Source organism: Serratia sp. CY37869, from assembly GCF_052168895.1.
GTDB lineage: Bacteria > Pseudomonadota > Gammaproteobacteria > Enterobacterales > Enterobacteriaceae > Serratia > Serratia ureilytica.
This window is the reverse complement of the sequence record NZ_JBJNLU010000004.1, coordinates 537,180-556,968: the sequence shown is the minus strand read 5'-3', so window position 1 is coordinate 556,968 and position 19,789 is coordinate 537,180. Positions and strand designations below refer to the sequence as shown.

General features: G+C 58.4%; 19 protein-coding genes and 5 tRNA genes. 4 read left to right on the top strand and 20 right to left on the bottom strand.

What is annotated here, in order from left to right:
• Positions 1-42 precede the first annotated feature (42 nt).
• The gene (locus ACJ8J1_RS21315; RefSeq protein WP_016929024.1) at positions 43-1,332 is read left to right on the top strand and encodes an HlyC/CorC family transporter; all 1,290 of its coding nucleotides are present in this window, start codon (positions 43-45) and stop codon (positions 1,330-1,332) included.
• A 65-nt stretch (positions 1,333-1,397) separates the two neighbouring features.
• Here ACJ8J1_RS21315 and luxS read toward each other — a convergent pair whose 3' ends face one another.
• The 11 genes from luxS to alaS form a co-directional block, all read right to left on the bottom strand.
• On the bottom strand, positions 1,398-1,913 hold the full coding sequence (luxS, locus tag ACJ8J1_RS21310; RefSeq protein ID WP_033641910.1) for an S-ribosylhomocysteine lyase: 516 nt from the start codon (positions 1,911-1,913) through the stop codon (positions 1,398-1,400).
• Positions 1,914-2,079: 166 nt separating this feature from the next.
• Positions 2,080-3,642: a glutamate--cysteine ligase gene (gene gshA, locus ACJ8J1_RS21305; RefSeq protein WP_033641909.1), complete on the bottom strand. Its 1,563-nt coding sequence runs from the start codon at positions 3,640-3,642 to the stop codon at positions 2,080-2,082.
• 82 nt (positions 3,643-3,724) lie between these two features.
• Complete coding sequence (locus ACJ8J1_RS21300; protein WP_004932520.1) at positions 3,725-4,153, bottom strand: YqaA family protein; 429 nt, start codon at positions 4,151-4,153, stop codon at positions 3,725-3,727.
• Positions 4,150-4,716, bottom strand: a complete 567-nt coding sequence (yqaB, locus tag ACJ8J1_RS21295) for a fructose-1-phosphate/6-phosphogluconate phosphatase (RefSeq protein ID WP_033641908.1) — start codon at positions 4,714-4,716, stop codon at positions 4,150-4,152. Before yqaB ends, ACJ8J1_RS21300 begins: the two co-directional genes overlap by 4 nt.
• A gap of 315 nt (positions 4,717-5,031) precedes the next feature.
• Positions 5,032-5,108 (bottom strand) — tRNA-Arg (locus ACJ8J1_RS21290).
• A gap of 75 nt (positions 5,109-5,183) precedes the next feature.
• Positions 5,184-5,260 (bottom strand) — tRNA-Arg (locus ACJ8J1_RS21285).
• A gap of 190 nt (positions 5,261-5,450) precedes the next feature.
• Positions 5,451-5,527, bottom strand: a tRNA-Arg gene (locus ACJ8J1_RS21280).
• A 61-nt stretch (positions 5,528-5,588) separates the two neighbouring features.
• Positions 5,589-5,665, bottom strand: a tRNA-Arg gene (locus tag ACJ8J1_RS21275).
• Between the two features lie 3 nt (positions 5,666-5,668).
• Positions 5,669-5,761 (bottom strand) — tRNA-Ser (locus ACJ8J1_RS21270).
• Positions 5,762-6,071: 310 nt separating this feature from the next.
• Positions 6,072-6,257: a carbon storage regulator CsrA gene (gene csrA / locus ACJ8J1_RS21265; RefSeq protein WP_004091602.1), complete on the bottom strand. Its 186-nt coding sequence runs from the start codon at positions 6,255-6,257 to the stop codon at positions 6,072-6,074.
• A gap of 252 nt (positions 6,258-6,509) precedes the next feature.
• Entirely contained in the window at positions 6,510-9,137 is a 2,628-nt protein-coding gene (gene alaS / locus ACJ8J1_RS21260; RefSeq protein ID WP_033641907.1) for an alanine--tRNA ligase, read from the bottom strand.
• On the opposite strand from alaS, the gene ACJ8J1_RS21255 reads away from it, so the two are divergent.
• Positions 9,087-9,230 (top strand): hypothetical protein, encoded by a 144-nt coding sequence (locus ACJ8J1_RS21255; protein ID WP_162091232.1) that lies wholly within the window; start codon positions 9,087-9,089, stop codon positions 9,228-9,230. The two genes, alaS and ACJ8J1_RS21255, sit on opposite strands and share 51 nt — an antisense overlap.
• Before the next feature lie 40 nt (positions 9,231-9,270).
• Here the strand turns inward: ACJ8J1_RS21255 and recX are convergent, their stop codons facing one another.
• From recX to pncC, 3 genes are all read right to left on the bottom strand, one after another.
• A complete protein-coding gene (gene recX, locus ACJ8J1_RS21250) occupies positions 9,271-9,786 on the bottom strand; it encodes a recombination regulator RecX (protein ID WP_033641906.1) in 516 nt (171 codons plus the stop codon).
• A gap of 60 nt (positions 9,787-9,846) precedes the next feature.
• Positions 9,847-10,911, bottom strand: coding sequence for a recombinase RecA (gene recA, locus ACJ8J1_RS21245; protein WP_004932541.1), 1,065 nt, complete (start codon positions 10,909-10,911; stop codon positions 9,847-9,849).
• A 111-nt stretch (positions 10,912-11,022) separates the two neighbouring features.
• Positions 11,023-11,511 carry a nicotinamide-nucleotide amidase gene (pncC, locus tag ACJ8J1_RS21240; RefSeq protein ID WP_033641905.1) on the bottom strand — a complete coding sequence of 163 codons (489 nt, stop codon included), beginning with the start codon at positions 11,509-11,511 and terminating at the stop codon, positions 11,023-11,025.
• 243 nt (positions 11,512-11,754) lie between these two features.
• Here pncC and ACJ8J1_RS21235 point away from each other — a divergent pair, with 243 nt between their 5' ends.
• The gene (locus ACJ8J1_RS21235) at positions 11,755-13,134 is read left to right on the top strand and encodes an MFS transporter (RefSeq protein ID WP_033641904.1); all 1,380 of its coding nucleotides are present in this window, start codon (positions 11,755-11,757) and stop codon (positions 13,132-13,134) included.
• 9 nt (positions 13,135-13,143) lie between these two features.
• On the opposite strand, the gene chbG is transcribed toward ACJ8J1_RS21235, so the two are convergent.
• The 6 genes from chbG to ACJ8J1_RS21205 form a co-directional block, all read right to left on the bottom strand.
• Positions 13,144-13,905 carry a chitin disaccharide deacetylase gene (gene chbG, locus ACJ8J1_RS21230; protein ID WP_033641902.1) on the bottom strand — a complete coding sequence of 254 codons (762 nt, stop codon included), beginning with the start codon at positions 13,903-13,905 and terminating at the stop codon, positions 13,144-13,146.
• Positions 13,906-14,053: 148 nt separating this feature from the next.
• Complete coding sequence (chbR, locus tag ACJ8J1_RS21225; protein ID WP_004932550.1) at positions 14,054-14,902, bottom strand: transcriptional regulator ChbR; 849 nt, start codon at positions 14,900-14,902, stop codon at positions 14,054-14,056.
• Between the two features lie 15 nt (positions 14,903-14,917).
• A complete protein-coding gene (locus tag ACJ8J1_RS21220; protein WP_033641901.1) occupies positions 14,918-16,303 on the bottom strand; it encodes a glycoside hydrolase family 1 protein in 1,386 nt (461 codons plus the stop codon).
• 43 nt (positions 16,304-16,346) lie between these two features.
• On the bottom strand, positions 16,347-17,708 hold the full coding sequence (chbC, locus tag ACJ8J1_RS21215; protein WP_033641899.1) for a PTS N,N'-diacetylchitobiose transporter subunit IIC: 1,362 nt from the start codon (positions 17,706-17,708) through the stop codon (positions 16,347-16,349).
• A gap of 12 nt (positions 17,709-17,720) precedes the next feature.
• On the bottom strand, positions 17,721-18,038 hold the full coding sequence (locus tag ACJ8J1_RS21210) for a PTS sugar transporter subunit IIB (protein WP_033641898.1): 318 nt from the start codon (positions 18,036-18,038) through the stop codon (positions 17,721-17,723).
• Positions 18,039-18,455: 417 nt separating this feature from the next.
• On the bottom strand, positions 18,456-19,349 hold the full coding sequence (locus ACJ8J1_RS21205) for a LysR family transcriptional regulator (protein WP_033641897.1): 894 nt from the start codon (positions 19,347-19,349) through the stop codon (positions 18,456-18,458).
• A 106-nt stretch (positions 19,350-19,455) separates the two neighbouring features.
• On the opposite strand from ACJ8J1_RS21205, the gene ACJ8J1_RS21200 reads away from it, so the two are divergent.
• On the top strand, positions 19,456-19,779 hold the full coding sequence (locus ACJ8J1_RS21200) for an SDR family oxidoreductase (protein WP_033641895.1): 324 nt from the start codon (positions 19,456-19,458) through the stop codon (positions 19,777-19,779).
• Positions 19,780-19,789: the final 10 nt, after the last annotated feature.

The window sequence follows — 19,789 nt, the reverse complement described above, 5'->3', positions numbered from 1 at the left end:
GCCAGCCTGGCTCAATTCTCCCTCTCTATAAGGAATACTGCATTGGAGCATGTGTCGACGGGGACCCTCATCATTATCCTGGTGATCATGATCGTGGTCTCCGCTTACTTCTCCGCCTCCGAAACCGGCATGATGACGCTCAACCGTTATCGCCTGCGTCACCTGTCCAAACAGGGCAACCGCTCGGCGCGTCGGGTCGAGAAGCTGCTGCAAAAACCGGATCGGCTGATCGGCCTGGTGCTGATCGGCAACAACCTGGTCAACATCCTCGCTTCGGCGCTGGCGACCATCGTCGGCATGCGGCTGTATGGCGATCTCGGCGTGGCGATTGCGACCGGCATACTGACTTTCGCCGTGCTGCTGTTCGCCGAAGTGCTGCCGAAGACCTTCGCCGCACTCTATCCGGAACGCATCGCCTTCCCCAGCAGCGTCCTGCTGGCCCCGTTGCAAAAGGTGATGTTCCCGCTGGTCTGGCTGCTCAACGGCATCACCAGCCTGACCTTGCGCCTGTTCGGCATTCGCACCAACGTGCGCATCAGCGACGCCGTCAGCAAGGATGAGCTGCGCACCATCGTGCGCGAATCCCAGTCGCAGATCTCCCGCCGCAATCAGGACATGCTGATCTCGGTGCTGGATCTGGAAAAGGTGACGGTCAACGACATCATGGTGCCGCGCACCGAGATCGTCGGCATCGACGTCAACGACGACTGGAAGTCGATCATGCGCCAGCTTACCCACTCGCCGCACGGCCGCATCGTGCTGTATCGCAGCTCGCTGGACGATGCGATCGGCATGCTGCGCGTGCGCGAAGCCTACCGCCTGATGACCGAGAAAAAAGAGTTCAACAAAGAGAACCTGCTGCGCGCCGCCGATGAGATCTATTTCGTTCCGGAAGGCACGCCGCTCAACGTGCAGCTGGTGAAATTCCAGCGCAACAAAGAGAAGGTCGGCATCGTGGTCGACGAGTACGGCGACATTCAGGGCCTGGTCACGGTGGAAGACATCCTCGAGGAGATCGTGGGCGATTTCACCACCTCGATGTCACCCACGCTGGCGGAAGAAGTCACGCCGCAGAGCGACGGTTCGGTCTTGATCGACGGCACCGCCAACGTGCGCGAGCTGAACAAGGCCTTCAACTGGACCTTGCCGGCCAACGAGGCTCGCACCGTCAACGGCATGCTGCTGGAAGAGCTGGAAGAGATCCCCGAAATCGGCACCCGGGTGCGCATCGGTCATTACGATATCGACATCCTCGACGTGCAGGGCAACATGATTAAACAGGTGCGGGTCACGCCGATCACCTCGCTGCAGTCCAGCGTCGGCCATCATTAGTCCTCGGCCAGAACGTAAAAAAGACGCGAAATCGCGTCTTTTTTTATTTTGCGGGCCACGCACGACTAGATATGCAGTTCCTGCAGCTTCTCTTTCGGCAGCGCCAGCTCGTCGTTGTGGTTCACCACCACGCCGTGATCCAGAATGTGCTTGGCGATTTCCTGCGCTTCTTCCAGCGAGTGCATATGGTAGGTGCCGCACTGGTACTCGTTAAGCTCAGGGATCTTGCGCTGGTCGGTCACTTTCAGCACGTCGGCCATCGCCGCTTTCCAGGCATCGGCAACGCGCTGCTCTTCCGGCACGCCGATCAGGCTCATGTAGAAACCGGTGCGACAGCCCATCGGGGAGATGTCGATAATTTCCACGCCCTGGCCGTTCAGGTGGTCACGCATAAAGCCGGCGAACAGGTGCTCCAGCGTGTGAATGCCGCGCTCGGGCATCACTTCCAGGTTCGGGCGGCAAAAGCGCAGATCAAACACCGTGATGGTATCGCCATGAGGCGTTTTCATGGTTTTTGCAACGCGGACAGCCGGAGCTGCCATACGGGTATGATCGACGGTAAAGCTATCCAGCAATGGCATTTCGCTACCTCCTCGTAAAAGAGCATTTATTTCGAAACTTTTTTTCCTAACCGGGAAACCTTTTCCAACCCTGCGAGTCTGAGTATGTGAAAGACGCGCATTTGTTATCATCATCCCTGTCATCAGAGATGCATATTTGGCCACATTGATGTGGCCTTTTTCTTTTTCAGCTTCCGCCGTTTTGCTTCAGGAACGCTTCAAAGCTTAGCGTATCATTGGCTTCTATGTCGCGTTGACGCTGCCACGAGGCTTCTCGCTCTTTATCCAGCTCGGCTTCGTTCAGGATTTCCAACGGTTCTTCCAGCAATGTCTGGCGATACTGCTCCGCCAGCTGCAAACCGACGCGCCCGGTGCCTTCCGCCTTCATGGCCTTGAGAATGCGCGCGGAGAAGGTCAACTCGGGATCGTCAAACGCGGCGACCAGCTCATCGCACACCTGCTGGTATTGACGATCGCCGGCTTCGCCGTCCAGCACTTCCGCCACCCGGCGCAGATCGGCGAACAGCGCCTTGCCGACTTTCTCCAGCGGCTCATGGCTGGCGCCACAGCCGATGCCGATGGTCTGGCCCGGCTTGCGCCCTTCGAGGATCACCCGGTTCCAGTTCTTGCGCGTGCACAGCAGCTCATCGCTGCTCATCTCCGGTGCATCCGCCAGCGCGCACCACACCAGGAACAGATCCAGGAAACGCGCCTGCACCGCATCCACGCCGATCGGCGAGAATGGGTTGATGTCCAGCGAACGCACTTCAATGTATTCGATACCGCCGCGCAGCAGCGCGTCCGACGGCGTCTCGCCGCTTTGGGTCACGCGCTTTGGCCGGATCGGCGCATACAGCTCGTTCTCGATTTGCAGAACGTTGCTGTTCAGCTGCAGGTAGCGATCGCCCTCTTTCACGCCCAGCTTGGCGAACTCTTCGGAAGGCGTGGCGATCGCCCGCTTCAAACCGGCCACATAGCTGTGCAGATCGTTGAAGGTGATGCCCAGATTACTCTGCGATTTATTGGTATAACCCAAGTCGCTCAGGCGCAGCGAAGTGGCGTACGGCAGGTAGCACATCCCCTGCTCGGTGCGCTCGAACGGCAGATTGGTCTCGCGCCCTTTGAGGAACGAAGAACAAATGGCCGGCGATGCGCCGAACAGATACGGGATCACCCAGCCGAAACGGTAATAGTTGCGGATCAGGCGGAAATAACCGGCCGAGATCTGCTCTTTACCGCTTTCTGCGTCCTGCACGCCGGCCCAGGCCTGCCAAAATTCCAGCGGCAGCGAGAAGTTGTAGTGCACGCCGGAAATGGTCTGCATCAGCGCGCCATAGCGATTCTTCAGCCCTTCACGGTACAGCGTCTTCATGCGGCCGATGTTCGACGAACCGAACTGCGCCAGCTCGATGTCCTGCTCGGCTTCGATAAAGCACGGCATGCTGAGCGGCCACATGCGCTCATCGCCAATGTTGCGCGCCACGTAGCGATGAATATCGCGCAGGAACGTCAGCAAGTGATCGATATTGTCATCAACCGGCGTAATGAACTCTAACAGCGCCTCGGCGAAATCCGTGGTGATCCAGTGGTGCGTCAATGCCGCCCCCAGCTTTTCCGGATGCCCGGTGGTCGCCAAGGTGCCGTTCGGCGTGACTCGCAGCGTTTCACGCTCGATGCCGCGACGAATGCCTTTTAATGCCTGGGGATGGGCTTCCAACCAAGAAAGCGCCTGTGATACGTCCGGGATCAAATTGACCTCCCGCTTCTAAAAACAATAACTCGTAAGCATACTGAATCCGCACCCGAGAGAATATTGAGTTATATTCACTTGGTTACTGCCACCAGGCGATGCCCTGTACCGTTATCATAGCCAAAACGATGTAACGCAGCGCCTTTCCGATACACAGAAACAGCGCGACAGAGCCCCAGGGCATGCGCAGCCAACCTGCCAACACGCACAACAAATCGCCCACTACCGGCACCCAGCTGAGCAACAGCGCAGCCGGGCCAAAGCGCTGCAACCACCCGAGCGCCGTTGCCAACCCTCGCTGTGGTTTCAACGCCGGTAACAGGCGCCCGATAATGACATTGGTCAACCCGCCAAGAGTGTTGCCCAGGGTCGCGGCCAGCACCAGCAACTCCGGCGAGACGCGACTCTGGGTCAGCAAGGCGACCAGAACGATTTCTGAATTTCCCGGCAGCAGCGTCGCACTGAGGAAGCTGCTGCCAAATAACGATATTACGGCTAGCGTACTACTCACAGCGTACGAACGTCTACCACAGCCATGCCGGCATTTTTCGCCGCCTGAATGCCAAACTCGGCGTCTTCAAACACCACGCATTTTTCCGGCGGCACGCCGATCAGTTCGGCACAGCGCAGGAAGGTATCCGGCTCCGGTTTATGGCGCTGCACGTCGTCCGCACCGACGATCGCGTCGAAGCAGTTGAACAGGCCGAGATGACGCAGCAGCATTTCCGCCATGCGGTGCTCGCTGCCGGTGCCGACCGCCATCGGACGGCGGCCGTGATAGGACTTCACCACCTCGATCAATGGCAATGGACGCACGCTATCCAGCAGCATCGCTTCCACCGCGCGCGTTTTCTCCGCCGCCAGGTGATGGGGATCGAGATCGGCCTGATGGCTGGCGATAATCGCCTGAGCGATGCGCCAGGTCGGTGAACCGCTCAGCGCCACCATGGCCGCTTCATCAAACGTCATGCCATAACGGGACAGCACTTCGCGCCACGCTTTACGGTGCGTTGGCTCAGTGTCCAGAATCGTGCCGTCCATGTCGAAAATAAGACCCTGATAGCGGTCGTACATCGTTACTCCATGATCGTTGAGGAAAGAAAACTACTTTAGCGTAAAGCCGTTGGGTTGTCGCTGACTGCGTCATAGCGGAATGTGCTGTGATCGATCGGATGCAAAGAAGGAAAGGGGTGAAGAGAGAATGGCTAAATGCTGAAAAGCGAAAAACCCGCCAAAGCGGGTTTCTCTTAGATGGTGCATCCGGGAGGATGATTCGGCGCCAACGCCTCACCCTGCGGGCCGTTGCTAAAGCAACGTTATCCTCCCCAAGGACACTTTCTTTTTACCACCCGCATGACGATTTCTCTTCGCGATACGGGAGGTTAAACATGGTGCATCCGGGAGGATTCGAACCTCCGACCGCTCGGTTCGTAGCCGAGTACTCTATCCAGCTGAGCTACGGATGCATGACTGTTTTTGCCGCTTGCCTGTTTCACGAATAACAGAAAAGCAAAAACCCGCTAAGGCGGGCTTCTCTTAGATGGTGCATCCGGGAGGATTCGAACCTCCGACCGCTCGGTTCGTAGCCGAGTACTCTATCCAGCTGAGCTACGGATGCATTACTATTTTTACCGCGTGCCGGCTTTGCTAATAAAGCCAGACTTGAAGAATGGTGCATCCGGGAGGATGATTCGGCGCTAGCGCCTCACCCTGCGGGCCGTTGCTTAAGCAACGTTATCCTCCCTGGTAACACTTTCTTTTCTTCCACCCGCTTGAAGATTTCTCTTCGCGACGAGTGAGATTAAGAATGGTGCATCCGGGAGGATTCGAACCTCCGACCGCTCGGTTCGTAGCCGAGTACTCTATCCAGCTGAGCTACGGATGCACAGGAATTCTTTTTTGATACCGTATGGTACGTTGTTACTACCCCACCATACTGCAAAATATGGTGCATCCGGGAGGATTCGAACCTCCGACCGCTCGGTTCGTAGCCGAGTACTCTATCCAGCTGAGCTACGGATGCAAATGGCGGTGAGGCGGGGATTCGAACCCCGGATGCAGCTTTTGACCGCATACTCCCTTAGCAGGGGAGCGCCTTCAGCCTCTCGGCCACCTCACCATACGCTTCTTTCGAATTGTGCCTAACTTGCTTTGGAGAAGCTCATCGGCACTGCGTGGCGCACATATTACTTTCTCCGACTTTTAAGTCAAACAATTTTTCCCAACTCATGCGCGTTTGCACAATTCGCACCCAACATGGGCGATTTCACGGCAAAAAGGGCGTTTTATCAACAGGCAACCGCAACGTCTGCAGCAATAAAGCAGGAAACTAACCGGGAAAATAATCACGAAAAAGAGAGGGGAGAACGAAAGAAGTGGGTAAAACGATGCAGTAGCGTCTCGTCTGGCAACGAGACGCTGCTTCGGAATCAGTAAGTCGTCTGCTGAGACTTCTCTGCCTGAATGCGCTGATAGATTTCTTCACGGTGAACTGAAACCTCTTTGGGGGCGTTCACACCAATACGCACCTGGTTGCCTTTTACCCCTAGCACAGTGACCGTAACCTCATCGCCAATCATGAGGGTTTCACCAACTCGACGAGTCAGAATTAACATTCTTTGCTCCTTGAAAGATTAAAAGAGTCGGGTCTCTCAGTTTCCCCGTCATTATCCATCATATGTGGTGAAAACGTAAGCCGCGCAATCCACAATAAGTGTAAGCAGACTTGGTCCCACCTCAGATAATGGTAAGTTTAGCCGACCAGAAAAACTTTGTTCCCGCAATTGTAACTAAATTGTGTTAGCACAGTATGAAAACGCCATAATCAACAAAGTATTATGGCGTTTGTCCGTGCTATTTATTTATGTTCACAGCTTTGAGGCCACCCAGGCTTCTACGCTGTTTAACGCCGCTGGCAGGGCGTTGATATCCGTCCCCCCCGCCATCGCCATATCAGGGCGACCACCGCCCTTGCCGCCGACCTGCTGCGCCACGTTGCCGATCAACTCGCCGGCTTTCACGCGGTCAGTCAGATCCTTGGTCACGCCTGCGACCAGGCTGACTTTGTCATCAGCCGTCGTCGCCAACACGATAATGGCCGAACCCAATTGATTTTTCAGGTCATCCACCATGGTGCGCAGCATTTTGGCTTCGACATTGTCCAACTGGCTGACCAACAGCTTCACGCCGTTAACCACTTTCGCCTGGCTGGACAGCGACGCGCTTTCCTGCGCCGCCTGCTGATCTTTCAGTTGCTGCAGTTCTTTTTCCAGCACGCGCGTGCGATCGAGCACCGAGCGCACTTTATCGGTCAGGTTGTTGCTGTCGCCCTTCACCAATTGAGCAACGTCTTGCAACAAATCGCTTTGCTGATGCAGCGTAGCGATAGCGCCAGCGCCGGTCACCGCTTCAATACGGCGGATGCCCGCCGCGGTGCCCGATTCGCTCAGAATGCGGAACAGGCCGATATCGCCGGTGCGGCTGGCGTGGGTGCCGCCGCACAGCTCGGTGGAGAAGTCGCCCATAGTCAGCACGCGCACGTTGTCGTCGTACTTCTCACCGAACAGCGCCATTGCGCCCTTCTCTTTCGCGTCTTCCAACGCCATCAGCTCGGTCTGCACCGGCAGGTTACGACGCACCTGCTGGTTAACCAGATCTTCCACCGCACGAATTTGTTCCGGCTTCATCGCTTCAAAATGCGAGAAGTCGAAGCGCAGGTATTTGTCGTTAACCAGAGAGCCTTTCTGCGCAACGTGCTCGCCCAACGTTTGGCGCAGCGCGGCGTGTAGCAGGTGGGTCGCGGAGTGGTTCAGACGGATGCTGTTGCGGCGCTCAGTGTCGATCTGCGCGTCCACGCGATCGTTCAGCTTCAGCGAACCTTGCGCCAGCTTGCCTTGATGGCCGATAGCCTGACCGTATTTCTGGGTGTCGTTGACCACAAACTCGGCGCCGGCGGCTTTCAGCACGCCTTTATCGCCGACCTGGCCGCCGGATTCACCGTAGAACGGCGTCTCGTCCAGCACCACCACCGCCTCTTCGCCGGCGTTGATCTGCTCGACCGGCTGGCCGTCACGGAACAGCGCGATCACCGTCGCCTGCTGCTCGTCATGATCATAGCCGCTGAACTGGCTGCTGCCGTCCACACGGATCAGGCTGTTGTAGTCGGCGCCGAAACCGCTGGATTCGCGCGCGCGGCGGCGCTGCGCTTCCATCGCTTCTTCAAAGCCCGCTTCGTCGACTTTCAGACCGCGCTCGCGGCAGACGTCTGCGGTCAGATCCACCGGGAAGCCGTAGGTGTCGTACAGACGAAAAGCGGTCTCGCCGTCCAGGGTATCGCCCTGCAGCTTGGCCAGCTCTTCGTCCAACAGCGCCAGGCCACGCTCCAGCGTGCGGGCAAACTGTTCTTCTTCGGTTTTCAGCACCTGCTCCACCAGCGATTGCTGGCGTTTCAGCTCGTCGGCCGCCGGGCCCATCACTTCGATCAGCGGCGCCACCAGCTTGTAGAAGAAGGTGTCTTTCGCGCCCAGCATGTTGCCATGACGGATCGCGCGACGAATGATGCGGCGCAGCACGTAGCCGCGGTTTTCGTTAGACGGGATCACGCCGTCCGACACCAGGAAGGCGCAGGAACGAATGTGGTCGGCGATAACGCGCAGGGATTTGTTATCCAGATCGGTCGCGCCGGTCACTTTCGCCACGGCAGCGATCAGGGTGCGGAACAGATCGATCTCATAGTTGGAGTTCACATGCTGCAACACCGCCGCAATACGCTCCAGACCCATACCGGTATCCACCGAAGGTTTCGGCAGCGGCAGCATGGTGCCGTCGGACTGACGGTTGAACTGCATGAAAACGATGTTCCAGATCTCGATGTAGCGGTCGCCGTCTTCTTCCGGGCTGCCCGGAGGGCCGCCCCAGATGTGATCGCCGTGATCGTAGAAAATCTCGGTGCACGGGCCGCATGGCCCGGTATCACCCATCTGCCAGAAGTTATCTGAAGCGAAAGGCGCGCCCTTGTTATCGCCGATGCGGATAATGCGCTCGGCCGGTACGCCGATTTGCTTCTGCCAGATGTCGAATGCTTCGTCATCGGTTTCATACACGGTGACCCACAGTCTCTCTTTCGGCAGGTTGAACCAGTTTTCACCGGTCAGCAGTTCCCACGCGTAGCTGATAGCATCGTGCTTGAAGTAATCGCCGAAGCTGAAGTTGCCCAGCATTTCAAAGAAGGTGTGGTGACGAGCGGTATAACCGACGTTTTCCAGGTCGTTATGCTTGCCGCCTGCGCGCACGCAGCGCTGCGAGGTGGTGGCGCGGGAATAGGCGCGTTTGTCGAGCCCCAGGAAAACATCCTTAAATTGGTTCATGCCGGCATTGGTAAACAGCAATGTCGGATCATTGTTAGGCACCAGGGAGCTGCTTGCTACAACCTGATGACCCTTACTATGAAAGAAATCGAGAAACGCTTGACGGATCTCAGCGGTGCTCTTGCTCATAATTTTCCTGGAAAGGCTAGAATAACGACACGTGAGCCGGTGACGCGTCATCCCGACGATGACAACCAGCTCACGAACAAAAAGTGGGGATAAGATAAATTTTCTTCAGAGGGAAGTAAAACCCCGTGTGCGCTCATTGCGCAAAATCACGGTAAATTGACTGAATTTCTTCTTGGAAGAAGCCGCGATAGAGCAGATAACGCTGCACTTTGGCTTTCTCTTTCCAGTCGGTTGGCAACGCATCGCCAAATTTTCGCTGCGCCACCTGTTTCGCCTGTTCGCACCAGTCGATATCGCATTCCGCCAACGCGTCCTGCACCAGCGCTTTATCCACGCCTTTTTGCATCAGTTCGCTGCGGATGCGCTGCGCGCCATAACCTTTGCGGCTGCGGCTGCCGATGTAGCTGTGGGCGAAACGCTTATCGTCCAGCCAGTTGTGCTGGTAACAGTAGACGATAACCTGATCGATCAGCGCGGGATCTACCGGCTCTTCGGCTACCGGCGGCGACGATGTCGGCGCATGCGGCCCCTTGCCGCCAAACCGGGCTTTCGCCACAAACGGCTGCGCCGCAAGTTTGCGGCGCAGTTCAGCTTCACTATGATCGCGTTGCGACAGCAGGCGCATGGCGCGGCTTAGCAAGTCATTCATCATTCAAGCCTGAATTCAGGGGATGTGCACCACATAAACGGCGGCGCACATCTTCAGCGATTAAAACTGCTCGCTGGTTTCCGCTTCGTCATCTTCGAAGTCGTCACCGGAGGCAGCCACCAGCTCACCGCCGCTGTGCAGCAGCAGGTCGCGCAGTTTCTTATCCAGCTCGGCGGCGATAGCCGGGTTTTCTTTCAGGAAGTTACAGGCGTTCGCCTTGCCCTGACCGATCTTCTCGCCGTTATAGCTGTACCAGGCGCCGGCTTTTTCGATCATCTTGTGCTTCACGCCCAGATCGACCAGCTCGCCACGGCTGTTGATGCCTTCGCCGTACATGATTTGGAACTCAGCCTGTTTGAACGGCGCAGCGATTTTGTTTTTCACCACTTTCACGCGGGTTTCGCTGCCCACCACTTCGTCGCCCTCTTTGATGGCGCCGATACGACGGATATCCAGACGCACCGAAGCATAGAACTTCAGAGCGTTACCACCGGTAGTGGTTTCCGGGTTGCCGAACATCACACCAATTTTCATACGGATCTGGTTGATGAAGATCAGCAGGGTATTGGCATTTTTCAGGTTGCCGGCCAGCTTACGCATCGCCTGGCTCATCATGCGCGCCGCCAACCCCATGTGCGAATCGCCGATTTCACCTTCGATTTCCGCCTTCGGCGTCAACGCCGCCACGGAATCGACGATGATGACGTCAACCGCGCCGGAACGGGTCAGCGCATCACAGATTTCCAGAGCCTGCTCGCCGGTGTCCGGCTGGGAGCACAGCAGGTTGTCGATATCGACGCCCAGCTTCTTCGCATAGATAGGATCCAGCGCGTGCTCGGCATCGATGAACGCACAGGTTTTGCCTTCGCGCTGCGCGGCGGCGATCACCTGCAGCGTCAGGGTGGTTTTACCGGACGATTCCGGGCCGTAGATTTCGACGATGCGGCCCATCGGCAGGCCGCCGGCGCCCAGAGCGATATCGAGTGACAGTGAGCCGGTGGAGATGGTTTCCACGTCCATGGAGCGGTCTTCACCCAGGCGCATGATGGAGCCTTTGCCGAACTGTTTCTCAATCTGGCCCAGTGCCGCAGCTAACGCCTTTTGCTTGTTCTCATCAATAGCCATTTTTGCTCCTTCGTTTCGCAATGCCGGTGTTACCCCACACTGCCACTGAATGTATGTTGTGCAGGAAATGTCACTAATTATACTGTATGGTCATACAGTATCAAGCCTAATTTACAAAAATTCGTCGATGGCGGTTTGCAGCGCGAAAATCGTCGCCTGCAGCCGCACCGCATCGCGGTCGCCCTCGAATTGCATCTTGCGCGACAGCCCCCGGCCATCGCTGCTGGCGAAGCCGAACCACACGGTGCCGACCGGCTTTTCCGCGCTGCCGCCGTCCGGGCCGGCGATGCCGCTCACCGACAGCGCCAGATCGGCCTGCGCCGCCCGCAGCGCCCCTATGGCCATCTCGCGCACCACCTCTTCGCTGACCGCGCCATGCGCCGCCAACGTCGCTTCACTCACTCCCAGCAGGTCATGCTTCGCCGCATTGCTGTAGGTCACGAATCCGCGATCGAAATAGGCGGAGCTGCCCGCGACATCGGTAATGGCCTTGGCGATGCCGCCGCCGGTGCAGGATTCCGCGCAGGTGATCCAGCGGCCCTGCGCCTTCAGTTTTTCCCCTGCCAGCACGCTGAGCCGGCGCAGTTGGTTTTGACTCATAACCCCTCCCTCGCGAATTCAGGTATATGCGCCCGATAGTAACATTTATCAAGGCGGCGCGGCGGCTGGCGCGCAGAAATGCGCAGCGCCTCGCAGGAGGTGCGGTTTTAAGCGCCCGGCCAAGCTGCTAGTATCAAAAGAAGCGCCCCATCGAGCGGCGGCGCACCAGCACAAGGAACATCACGGAGGCGGCACGCTGCGGCGGCGGCCTCAGGGCGCACCAGAAGAGATTAGGATGATAGAGTGAAAAAAACGTTGGGCGTATTTTTGCCGTTGTACACCACCACCCTGCTGCTGCTGTTGGGCTCAGGCCTGCTCACTACCTACGTCTCGCTGCGGCTGACCTCCATTCACGTCAGCAGCGCGCTGATCGGCGCCATCATCGCCGCCAACTACATCGGGCTGGTGATCGGCGGCAAGGTCGGCCACTTTCTCATCGCCCGCGTCGGGCATATCCGCGCCTACGTGGCCTGCGCCGGCATCATCACCGCCGCGGTGCTGGGCCACGGCCTGACGGAGTTCATTCCCGCCTGGGTCGCGCTGCGCCTGGTGATCGGCCTATGCATGATGTGTCAGTACATGGTGCTGGAGAGCTGGTTGAACGACCAGGCGGAATCCAACCAGCGCGGCATGGTGTTCGGCTTCTATATGGCGGCGACCTATCTCGGCATGTCGCTGGGCCAGATCGTGCTGATGCTGCAAAGCAATCTGGGCATCGCCACGCTGCTGGTGATCGCGCTGTGCTTCGCGCTCTGTCTGGTGCCGATCGCTCTGACTACCCGCACCAATGCGCGCCACATGTCGCCGGCGCCGATGGAACTGCGTTATTTTGTCGGCGCCATTCCCAAGGTGCTGGCCACCACGCTGGTGATCGGTATGGTCGTGGGCTCGTTTTACGGGCTGGCGCCGGTCTACGCCAGCCTGCAGTCCTTAACCACTCAGCAAACCGGCCTGTTCATGGCGCTCTCCATCTTCGCCGGGCTGGTGGCGCAATTCCCGCTCAGTTGGCTGTCGGATCGCTATAACCGCCCCTTGCTGATGCGCCTCAACGCCATTCTGCTGATCGTGGCGGCGCTGCCGCTGGCGCTGCTGCCGCACATCGATTTTCCGCTGCTGCTGGCGGTAGGATTCGTCGTCAGCATGCTGCAGTTTACGCTCTACCCGCTGGCGGTGGCGCTGGCCAACGATCTGATCGAGCCGGAGCGCCGCGTCTCGCTGGCCGCCTGTCTGCTGATGGCGTTCGGCGTCGGTGCCAGCATCGGGCCGTTGGCGGTCGGCGCGCTGATCGAGCCGCTTGGCGGCAATATTCTGTACGCCTTCTTCGCCCTGTGCGGCGTGCTGCTGGCAGCCCTGAGCCGGACGGCCAAAGCAGAGGAACCGCAGCTGGCGCAGGACGCGCCGGTGCCGCATATTGCGCTGCCGGACAGCCTCGCCAGCTCGCCGCTGTCACCGGCGCTCAATCCAACCTTCGATGAGCAGATCATTCACGACACCATGCCGCCGCCGGAAGCGGCGCCCGATGTCGAGGAGCCGCAGCCCGAAGAACAGGAAGCGGAACCCTCAGCTCAGGGGGCGGATCCGGAAGAAGACACCGGTCTGAAAAAGGCGCACGCCATGCTGTAAATGACTGCGTTACAGATCCCGGAAAGAGCCCAGCAGAAAACCGCGTTCGGCGATCGCCGCTTTCAGCGTCGGCGCGGTCAACACATCCAGCTCGGCGAGGCGCGGATGGCAGTATTGGCTCTGCAGGATCGTCGCGTCGAGGAAGGCCGGGTGGCACATCATTTCCAATGACTCGGCGCCCTGCTCGTCGGCGCGCGCCAACCGCTGCAAGAACAAGGCTTCGGAAATCATTTCACCGTAGAATCCCGCGTCAAACGCGTCGGTGCTGCAGGGAGTCTGCAACGCAATGTCGCGCCGTTTCGCCTCTTCGCGATCGATGCGCAGCGGCAGATCATGCGCCAGCGCGAACGCCTCCACCAGCGGGTAAATCTGCGGCTGCATATGCACATGGTGGTGGCTGTCAATGTGCGTCGGCGGCCTGCCGAACAGCGTCACGAACCGCGCGAACTGGCGCTGCAGCTCTTCCTGAATCTCGTCCAGCGGCAGCTCGCCGGCCTCGGCGCGGCGCCACAGCCATTTGCCCAATTCGCCGCGCTCGTTGACCAGCGAAGGCATGGCGCCCAGCGGCCTGCCATGGGTCAAAACGAAGTGCAGCCCGATCGGCAATCCGGGATATTGCCGGCTGAGCGCTGCAGCATGCTCCGCGCCGCCGCCGTTCACCATTGCCGTGGTGGAGGAAACGACGCCATGCTGATACGCCTCGATAACGCCATAGTTCTGTCCTTTGCTCAGACCGAAATCGTCGGCATTCACGATCAGTAGTTTTTCCATAGTGGCTCCCGCGGGATGAATTTTTGGCAAGGGAGGGCCGACCGACCGGTGCGGCATTCCCCTTCGCTAAGATAAAAATCAAATGATTAACCGACCGGCGCCCTGAAGCTCATCGGCATATCGACGTTGATACTGATCGGGAGCGGCCCTAAAGAGGGCCGTAACACTTTTTTCGGTAGTTGCCTGGGGTCACGTCGGTGAGCCGCTTGAAGTTTTTAATGAACAGGCTGACATCGCCATAGCCGGAATCAAAGGCGATGTCGGAGACCGAATAGTTGGTGACCTCCAGCTGCGTCTTGGCGAAGTTGATGCGGATCTCATTGATCACCTGCATCGGCGTCTTCTGGTAGTAGCGCCGCATCGCCCGGGTCAGGTACTCCTGAGTTTTCCCCGACAGCGCCACCATGTTCGCCAACGCCCGCTCGCCGAACATCGCCTTGTCATGCATGCCGGCGAGGGTGTTCTTCAGCCACTGCGGGATATCATCGCCGCCGTCGGTGTCTTCTTTATAGTGACGAATACGGCTGATCACGTAGAAGGTCAGCGTTTCGAGAAATTCGGCGAAATCGTCCTCGCGAAACTGCGGCGAACTCACCACCGATTCGATATAGGCCAAAAACTCGCTTCTCAGGCTGTAGGCCTGCGAGGCGACAAAGCAGCGCGGCAGTTGCTGCAAATAGTGCTCTTCAAAGAACGCTTTGCTGACCGCCACGTTGAAGATTTTCGTCGCGCCGAACTCGTAAAAGCTCTGGTGGTAGGAGCCGATAGGGATAAAGACGAAATCCCCGCGTTCCAGCAGCACCCGCTTGCCGTTGATCTCCTGATAGCATTTGCCGCTCAGCACGATGGTGAATTCGTAATAGTCGTGCTGATGCAGCCCGGTGGCGCTTTCCACCTTGTTATAGATAAACAGGTGAAAGTCTTTGCAGTTAAAGAAATCCTGCTCGCGAATCAGCTTCACGTCGTTCGCACTCAGCGAAATTCGGTTATCGGACACGGCCCCGGCCTCCCGTTAGTCAAATCCGTTGCGTCTGGCCGCCTCGGCAAACCAGTAGCCGCTTTTTTTGATGGTGCGCCGCTGCTCCGCCCGATCCAGCCGCACCAGCCCATAACGATTCTTGTAGGCGTTCAGCCAGGACCAGCAGTCGATAAAGGTCCACAGATGATAGCCCTTGCACTGCGAGCCTTCCGCCAGCGCGCGGTGCAGCCACTTCAGGTGATCGCGAATAAACTCGATGCGGTAATCGTCCTCCACCCGCCCATCGGCGCCGATAAACGCCTCTTCGCCCTCAACGCCCATGCCGTTTTCGGAAATATAACAAGGCAGATTGCCGTAGTTCTCTTTTAGATCCATCAGAATGTCGTACAACCCCTTCTCATAGATCTCCCAGCCGCGATGCGGATTGATTTTGCGGCCCGGCATTGCATAGTAACTGAACAAGTCCTCCGGCAGCGCGATCGGCTCCCCGGCGCGGCGCCCCGCTTTCGCCTGCACCCTGCGCGGCTGGTAGTAGTTGACGCCGAGGATATCCACCACGCCGCCTTCGAGCAGTTGCGCGTCCTGCGGTTCGCAGTAAGGCATCAGCCCATGCTGCGCCAACAGATGCAGCAACGCCGCCGGATAACGCCCTTTGGCGACCGGGTCGAGAAAGCTGCGATTGAGCAGCAGATCGGCATCGTGTGCGGCCTGCAGATCCTCCGGCGCGTCGGAGCGCGGATAGGTTGGGCTCAGGTTCAAAATGATGCCGATGCTCCCCGGCTGCCCCCGCGCTCTGAAACGCTGCACCGCCATGGCGTGCGCCAGCACGCTGTGATACGCCACGGTGACCGCCCGTTTGAAGTCCACCACGCAAGGGTAGTGCAAGTCATTCAGGTAACCGGCCTCTACCGGCACGATCGGCTCGTTGAAGGTGAACCAGTGGGTAACCCGATCGCCAAACAGGCCGAAGCAGATGTCGGCGTAACGCGCATAGGCGTCGATCACCGCCCGGCTTTCCCAGCCGCCGCGCTGCTGCATGCACAGCGGCATATCGAAGTGGTAGAGATTGATAAACGGGGTGATGCCCTGCGCCAACAGCTCGTCGATCATCGCGTTGTAGAATGCCGCCGCCAGCGGGTTCACCTCGCCGTCCCCGTCCGGGATCAGCCGTGACCACGAGATCGAGGTTCTGAAGGTATTGTGGCCCAGCGTTTTGAGCAGCCCGATATCGGTGCGGAAATGGTCATAAAAGGTCGAGGCCTCGGCCGGCCCCACCCGATCGTGAAAGCGCTCGGGCGCGATCTCGTACCAATAGTCAAAGATGTTGCGGCTCTTGCCATCGCGCGCGGCCGCCCCTTCAGACTGCGGCGCGGAGGTGGCGCTGCCCCACCAAAACCCGTCGGCAAATTGATATTCCATATTTGCGTCCCTCGCGGGGCGACCGCGCCGCCCCGTTCCACAGTTAGAATTTCAGCGCCTTGGCGATGTCTTCTTCGCTTTCCGTCGCCGCATCGATCTGGCTTTGCGCCTTGTTGGAAATCGCCACGAACGGCAGATAAATCACGGTGGCGACCGCCAGGTTGAACAAGCTCAGCAACAGGGCCATGATGCTGCCGTTGGTGTTGAAGAACGCTCCCAGGCCGACCGGCATGGTCCAGGGCGCGATGTTAGTGATCGGCGGGATCAGCCCGGAGTAGTAAGCCAGCGAGGTGATGAGGGTCAGCACCGGCTGCACCAGGATGAACGGAATAAACATCACCGGGTTCATGATCACCGGCAAACCGAACAGGATAGGTTCGTTGATCTGGAAAATGCCGGATGGCGTCGCTAGTTTGGCGACCTGGCGGTAATCTTCGCGGCGCGAGGCGATGAAGATGGCGATGATCAGGCCCAGCGTCGAACCGGTGCCGCCGAGGTAAATATAAGAGTCGACGAACGGTTTCGCCCACATGTGGAACTCTTTGCCGGCGGCCACCGCCGCCTCGACCGAACCGTATTTATTGTACAGCTCCACATTTTCCAGCGCGAAAGGCGTCATGATGCCGCTGTCCAGCGCCGCCAGCGCCATGGAACCGTGTACCCCAAAGAACCACAGCAGCGAAGAGAAAAGCACGTATACCCAGCCCACTACGCTGCCCATCTTGGCCAGCGGCGCCGAAATGCCGTCCATGATGATCTGGTGGAAGTTAGTGCCCCAGTGCGCCAGCGCGAACGCCACCAGCCCCATGATGGAGAGGATGATGAAGCCGGGGATCAGCGCCGAGAAGGAGCGCGACACCGAAGCCGGCACGCTGTCCGGCAGGCTGATCACCCAGTTGCGCCGCACGATGAAGGCAAACATCTCAGCCACCGCCAGCCCGATCACCATACCGGAAATGATGTTGGCGCCGCCCAGCCAATTGGCGCCCACCGCATAGGCCTCGCCGACGTTGAACGGCGTGACGGTCATGAAGGCCGCCACCGCCAGCAACGCCGAGGCCAGGGGATCGACCTTGCGCTCTTCGGCCAGCGCCATGCTGATAAAGAACGGCGTCATCAGGGACATGATCCCCAACGTACCGTTGTAAACGCTGCCGCCAATACTCTTCAGGCTATTGAGCGTCTCGATGGTGGAGGCGTCCAATCGCACGCCCAGCGAATAGAAGAACGATCCCTCGCCAAAGCTCAGGAACACGTTGTTGATCAACACGAACATCGCCCCGGTCAAGGTCAGCGGCATCAGGCGGATAAAGCCGTTTTTGATGGCGTTGACGTGGGGCTGCTTACCGATTTTTACGGCGAAAGGCAGGATAACCTTCTCGAGCGAGGCAATGAGGGTATTCACGGCGGCCTCCTGTTATTGGTTGGCTTTCTTGATGGCGGCCACCGCGGCCTTCAGCACGCCCAGCCCATCGACCTTGCCGTACAGCAGCGGATCGATGACTTCAACAGGTTTATTGGGCAACTGTTTCTGCACTTCCGGCAGGGTGTAGGCGATCTGCGGCCCCAGCAGGATCAGATCCGCTTCAATCCCCTTCTCCGCGGCCAGCGCTTCCGGATAGGCGGCGATGATCACCGGCACTTCATATTTTTCGGCCTGCGCCTTCATTTTTGATACCAACAGGGAAGTGGACATACCGGCAGAACAAAACAGATAGATTTTTTTCTTTTCCATACCAAGCACCTCAGATAATCAAAAAAACCCGGTGTTATTTGTATGCCAGATGCAATCACGATTGCTTCACGCACATTCCTTATGAAAATTTCCGTCACGTTGCCCTGGTTACAGACAGTATACGGAGCATGAAAAACGGATCGGTAAGCCAGAAGGAGACAGAACCGTCTCTCATTGACCTGATGGATTGACCCTCTTCACATTTCGCACAAAAAAATAGTGTGACCGGGCTCTCAAATAACCGATAAAAACTCAGAATATTCGTAATAAATAATCAAATAGCAATTATAAACAGCAAGTTATAAACTCGCTGGGAATTTAAGGGTTTATTTGCGTCTGAACAAACGGCGAGGGAATAAAAATAGTTCAAGCTTGATTCGCCTGCTGCCATCCGAACGCGATGGCAGGTGAAGAGGATTACGTGGGCAGACGCAGCAACTCAATCACCGTGGCCAGCGCCACGGAATGGTTTCTGCGGTTGGGGTAATAGAGGTAAAAACCGGGAAACGGCGCGCACCAATCGGCCAGCACCCGCCGCAGCCGCCCGCTCGCCAGGTATTCCTCTGCCTCCTGCTCGATGGCAAAAGCGATGCCGACGTTCGCCAGCGCCGCCTGCACCATCATCCTGCCGTCATCGAGTATCAACGGGCTGTTGACCGCCACGGAAAACCGCTGCTCCCCCTGCTGAAAGGCCCATTTGTAGCGCTCGCCTGAAGAAGCTTTGCGCCAACCGATGCAGCGATGCTGCAGTAAATCCTGCGGGTGCGTCGGTTCACCGTGCCGTTGAAAGTAATCCGGCGTGGCGACGATGGCAAAACGCAGATCCGGCGTCAGGCGCACCGCGCGCATATCGTTGTGCAGATCCTCGCCGAGCCGGATGCCGGCGTCAAAGCCTTGCTCGACGATGTTGGCGAACCCCTCGTCCGCCACCACTTCCAGCGTAATGCCGGGGTATTCGCTGGCCAGCCGTCCCAGATGCGGCACGATGGCGAGATCGATCGCCGAACGCGGCGCGTTGATACGCACCAGGCCGCGTGGCCCTTCGCGAAACGCATTCAGGCTCTCCAGCGCGGCGTCGATGTCGGTAAAAGCCGGCACCAGCTGCGCCAGCAGATGCTCTCCGGCCTCCGTCGGCGAGACGTTACGGGTGGTGCGGTTCAGCAGGCGAATGCCCACCTGCGCTTCAAGTTCGCGCAGGGTGTGGGTCAGCGTCGGCGGCGTCACGCCCAATCGGGCGGCGGCGCGGCGGAAGCTGCGTTCACTGGCGATAGCCACGAAGGCCGCCAGGCCGGACAGTTCGGGTTTCTTCATGCTATTGATATAAATTATCTAATAGTGAGATGAATTTTTAGCGGATAGTTATCCGTCATCTAACAACATAGCATTGCGATCGAACCCATTACCAGGTATCGATGCGATGATTAATGCTACAGCTCCAACCCATGAAACGCCGCGCCGTCTGGCGGGCAAAGTCGTACTGGTGAGCGGCGGCGGCACCGGCATCGGCCGCTCCGCCGCGCTGGCCTATGCCCGCGAAGGCGCCAACGTGGCGCTGGCCGGCCGGCGCGCGGCGGAGATCGAAGCCACGGCGCGCGATATCGCCCATACGCCCGCCGGCCGCCTGGGCGAATCGGAAGACATCGGCGATGTGGCGCTGTGGTTGGCGACGGACGAGGCCCGCTTCATCACCGGCCAAAGCCTGCTGGTGGACGGCGGTTACACCATCGCCGGCATGCGCTGAGGAGACGATG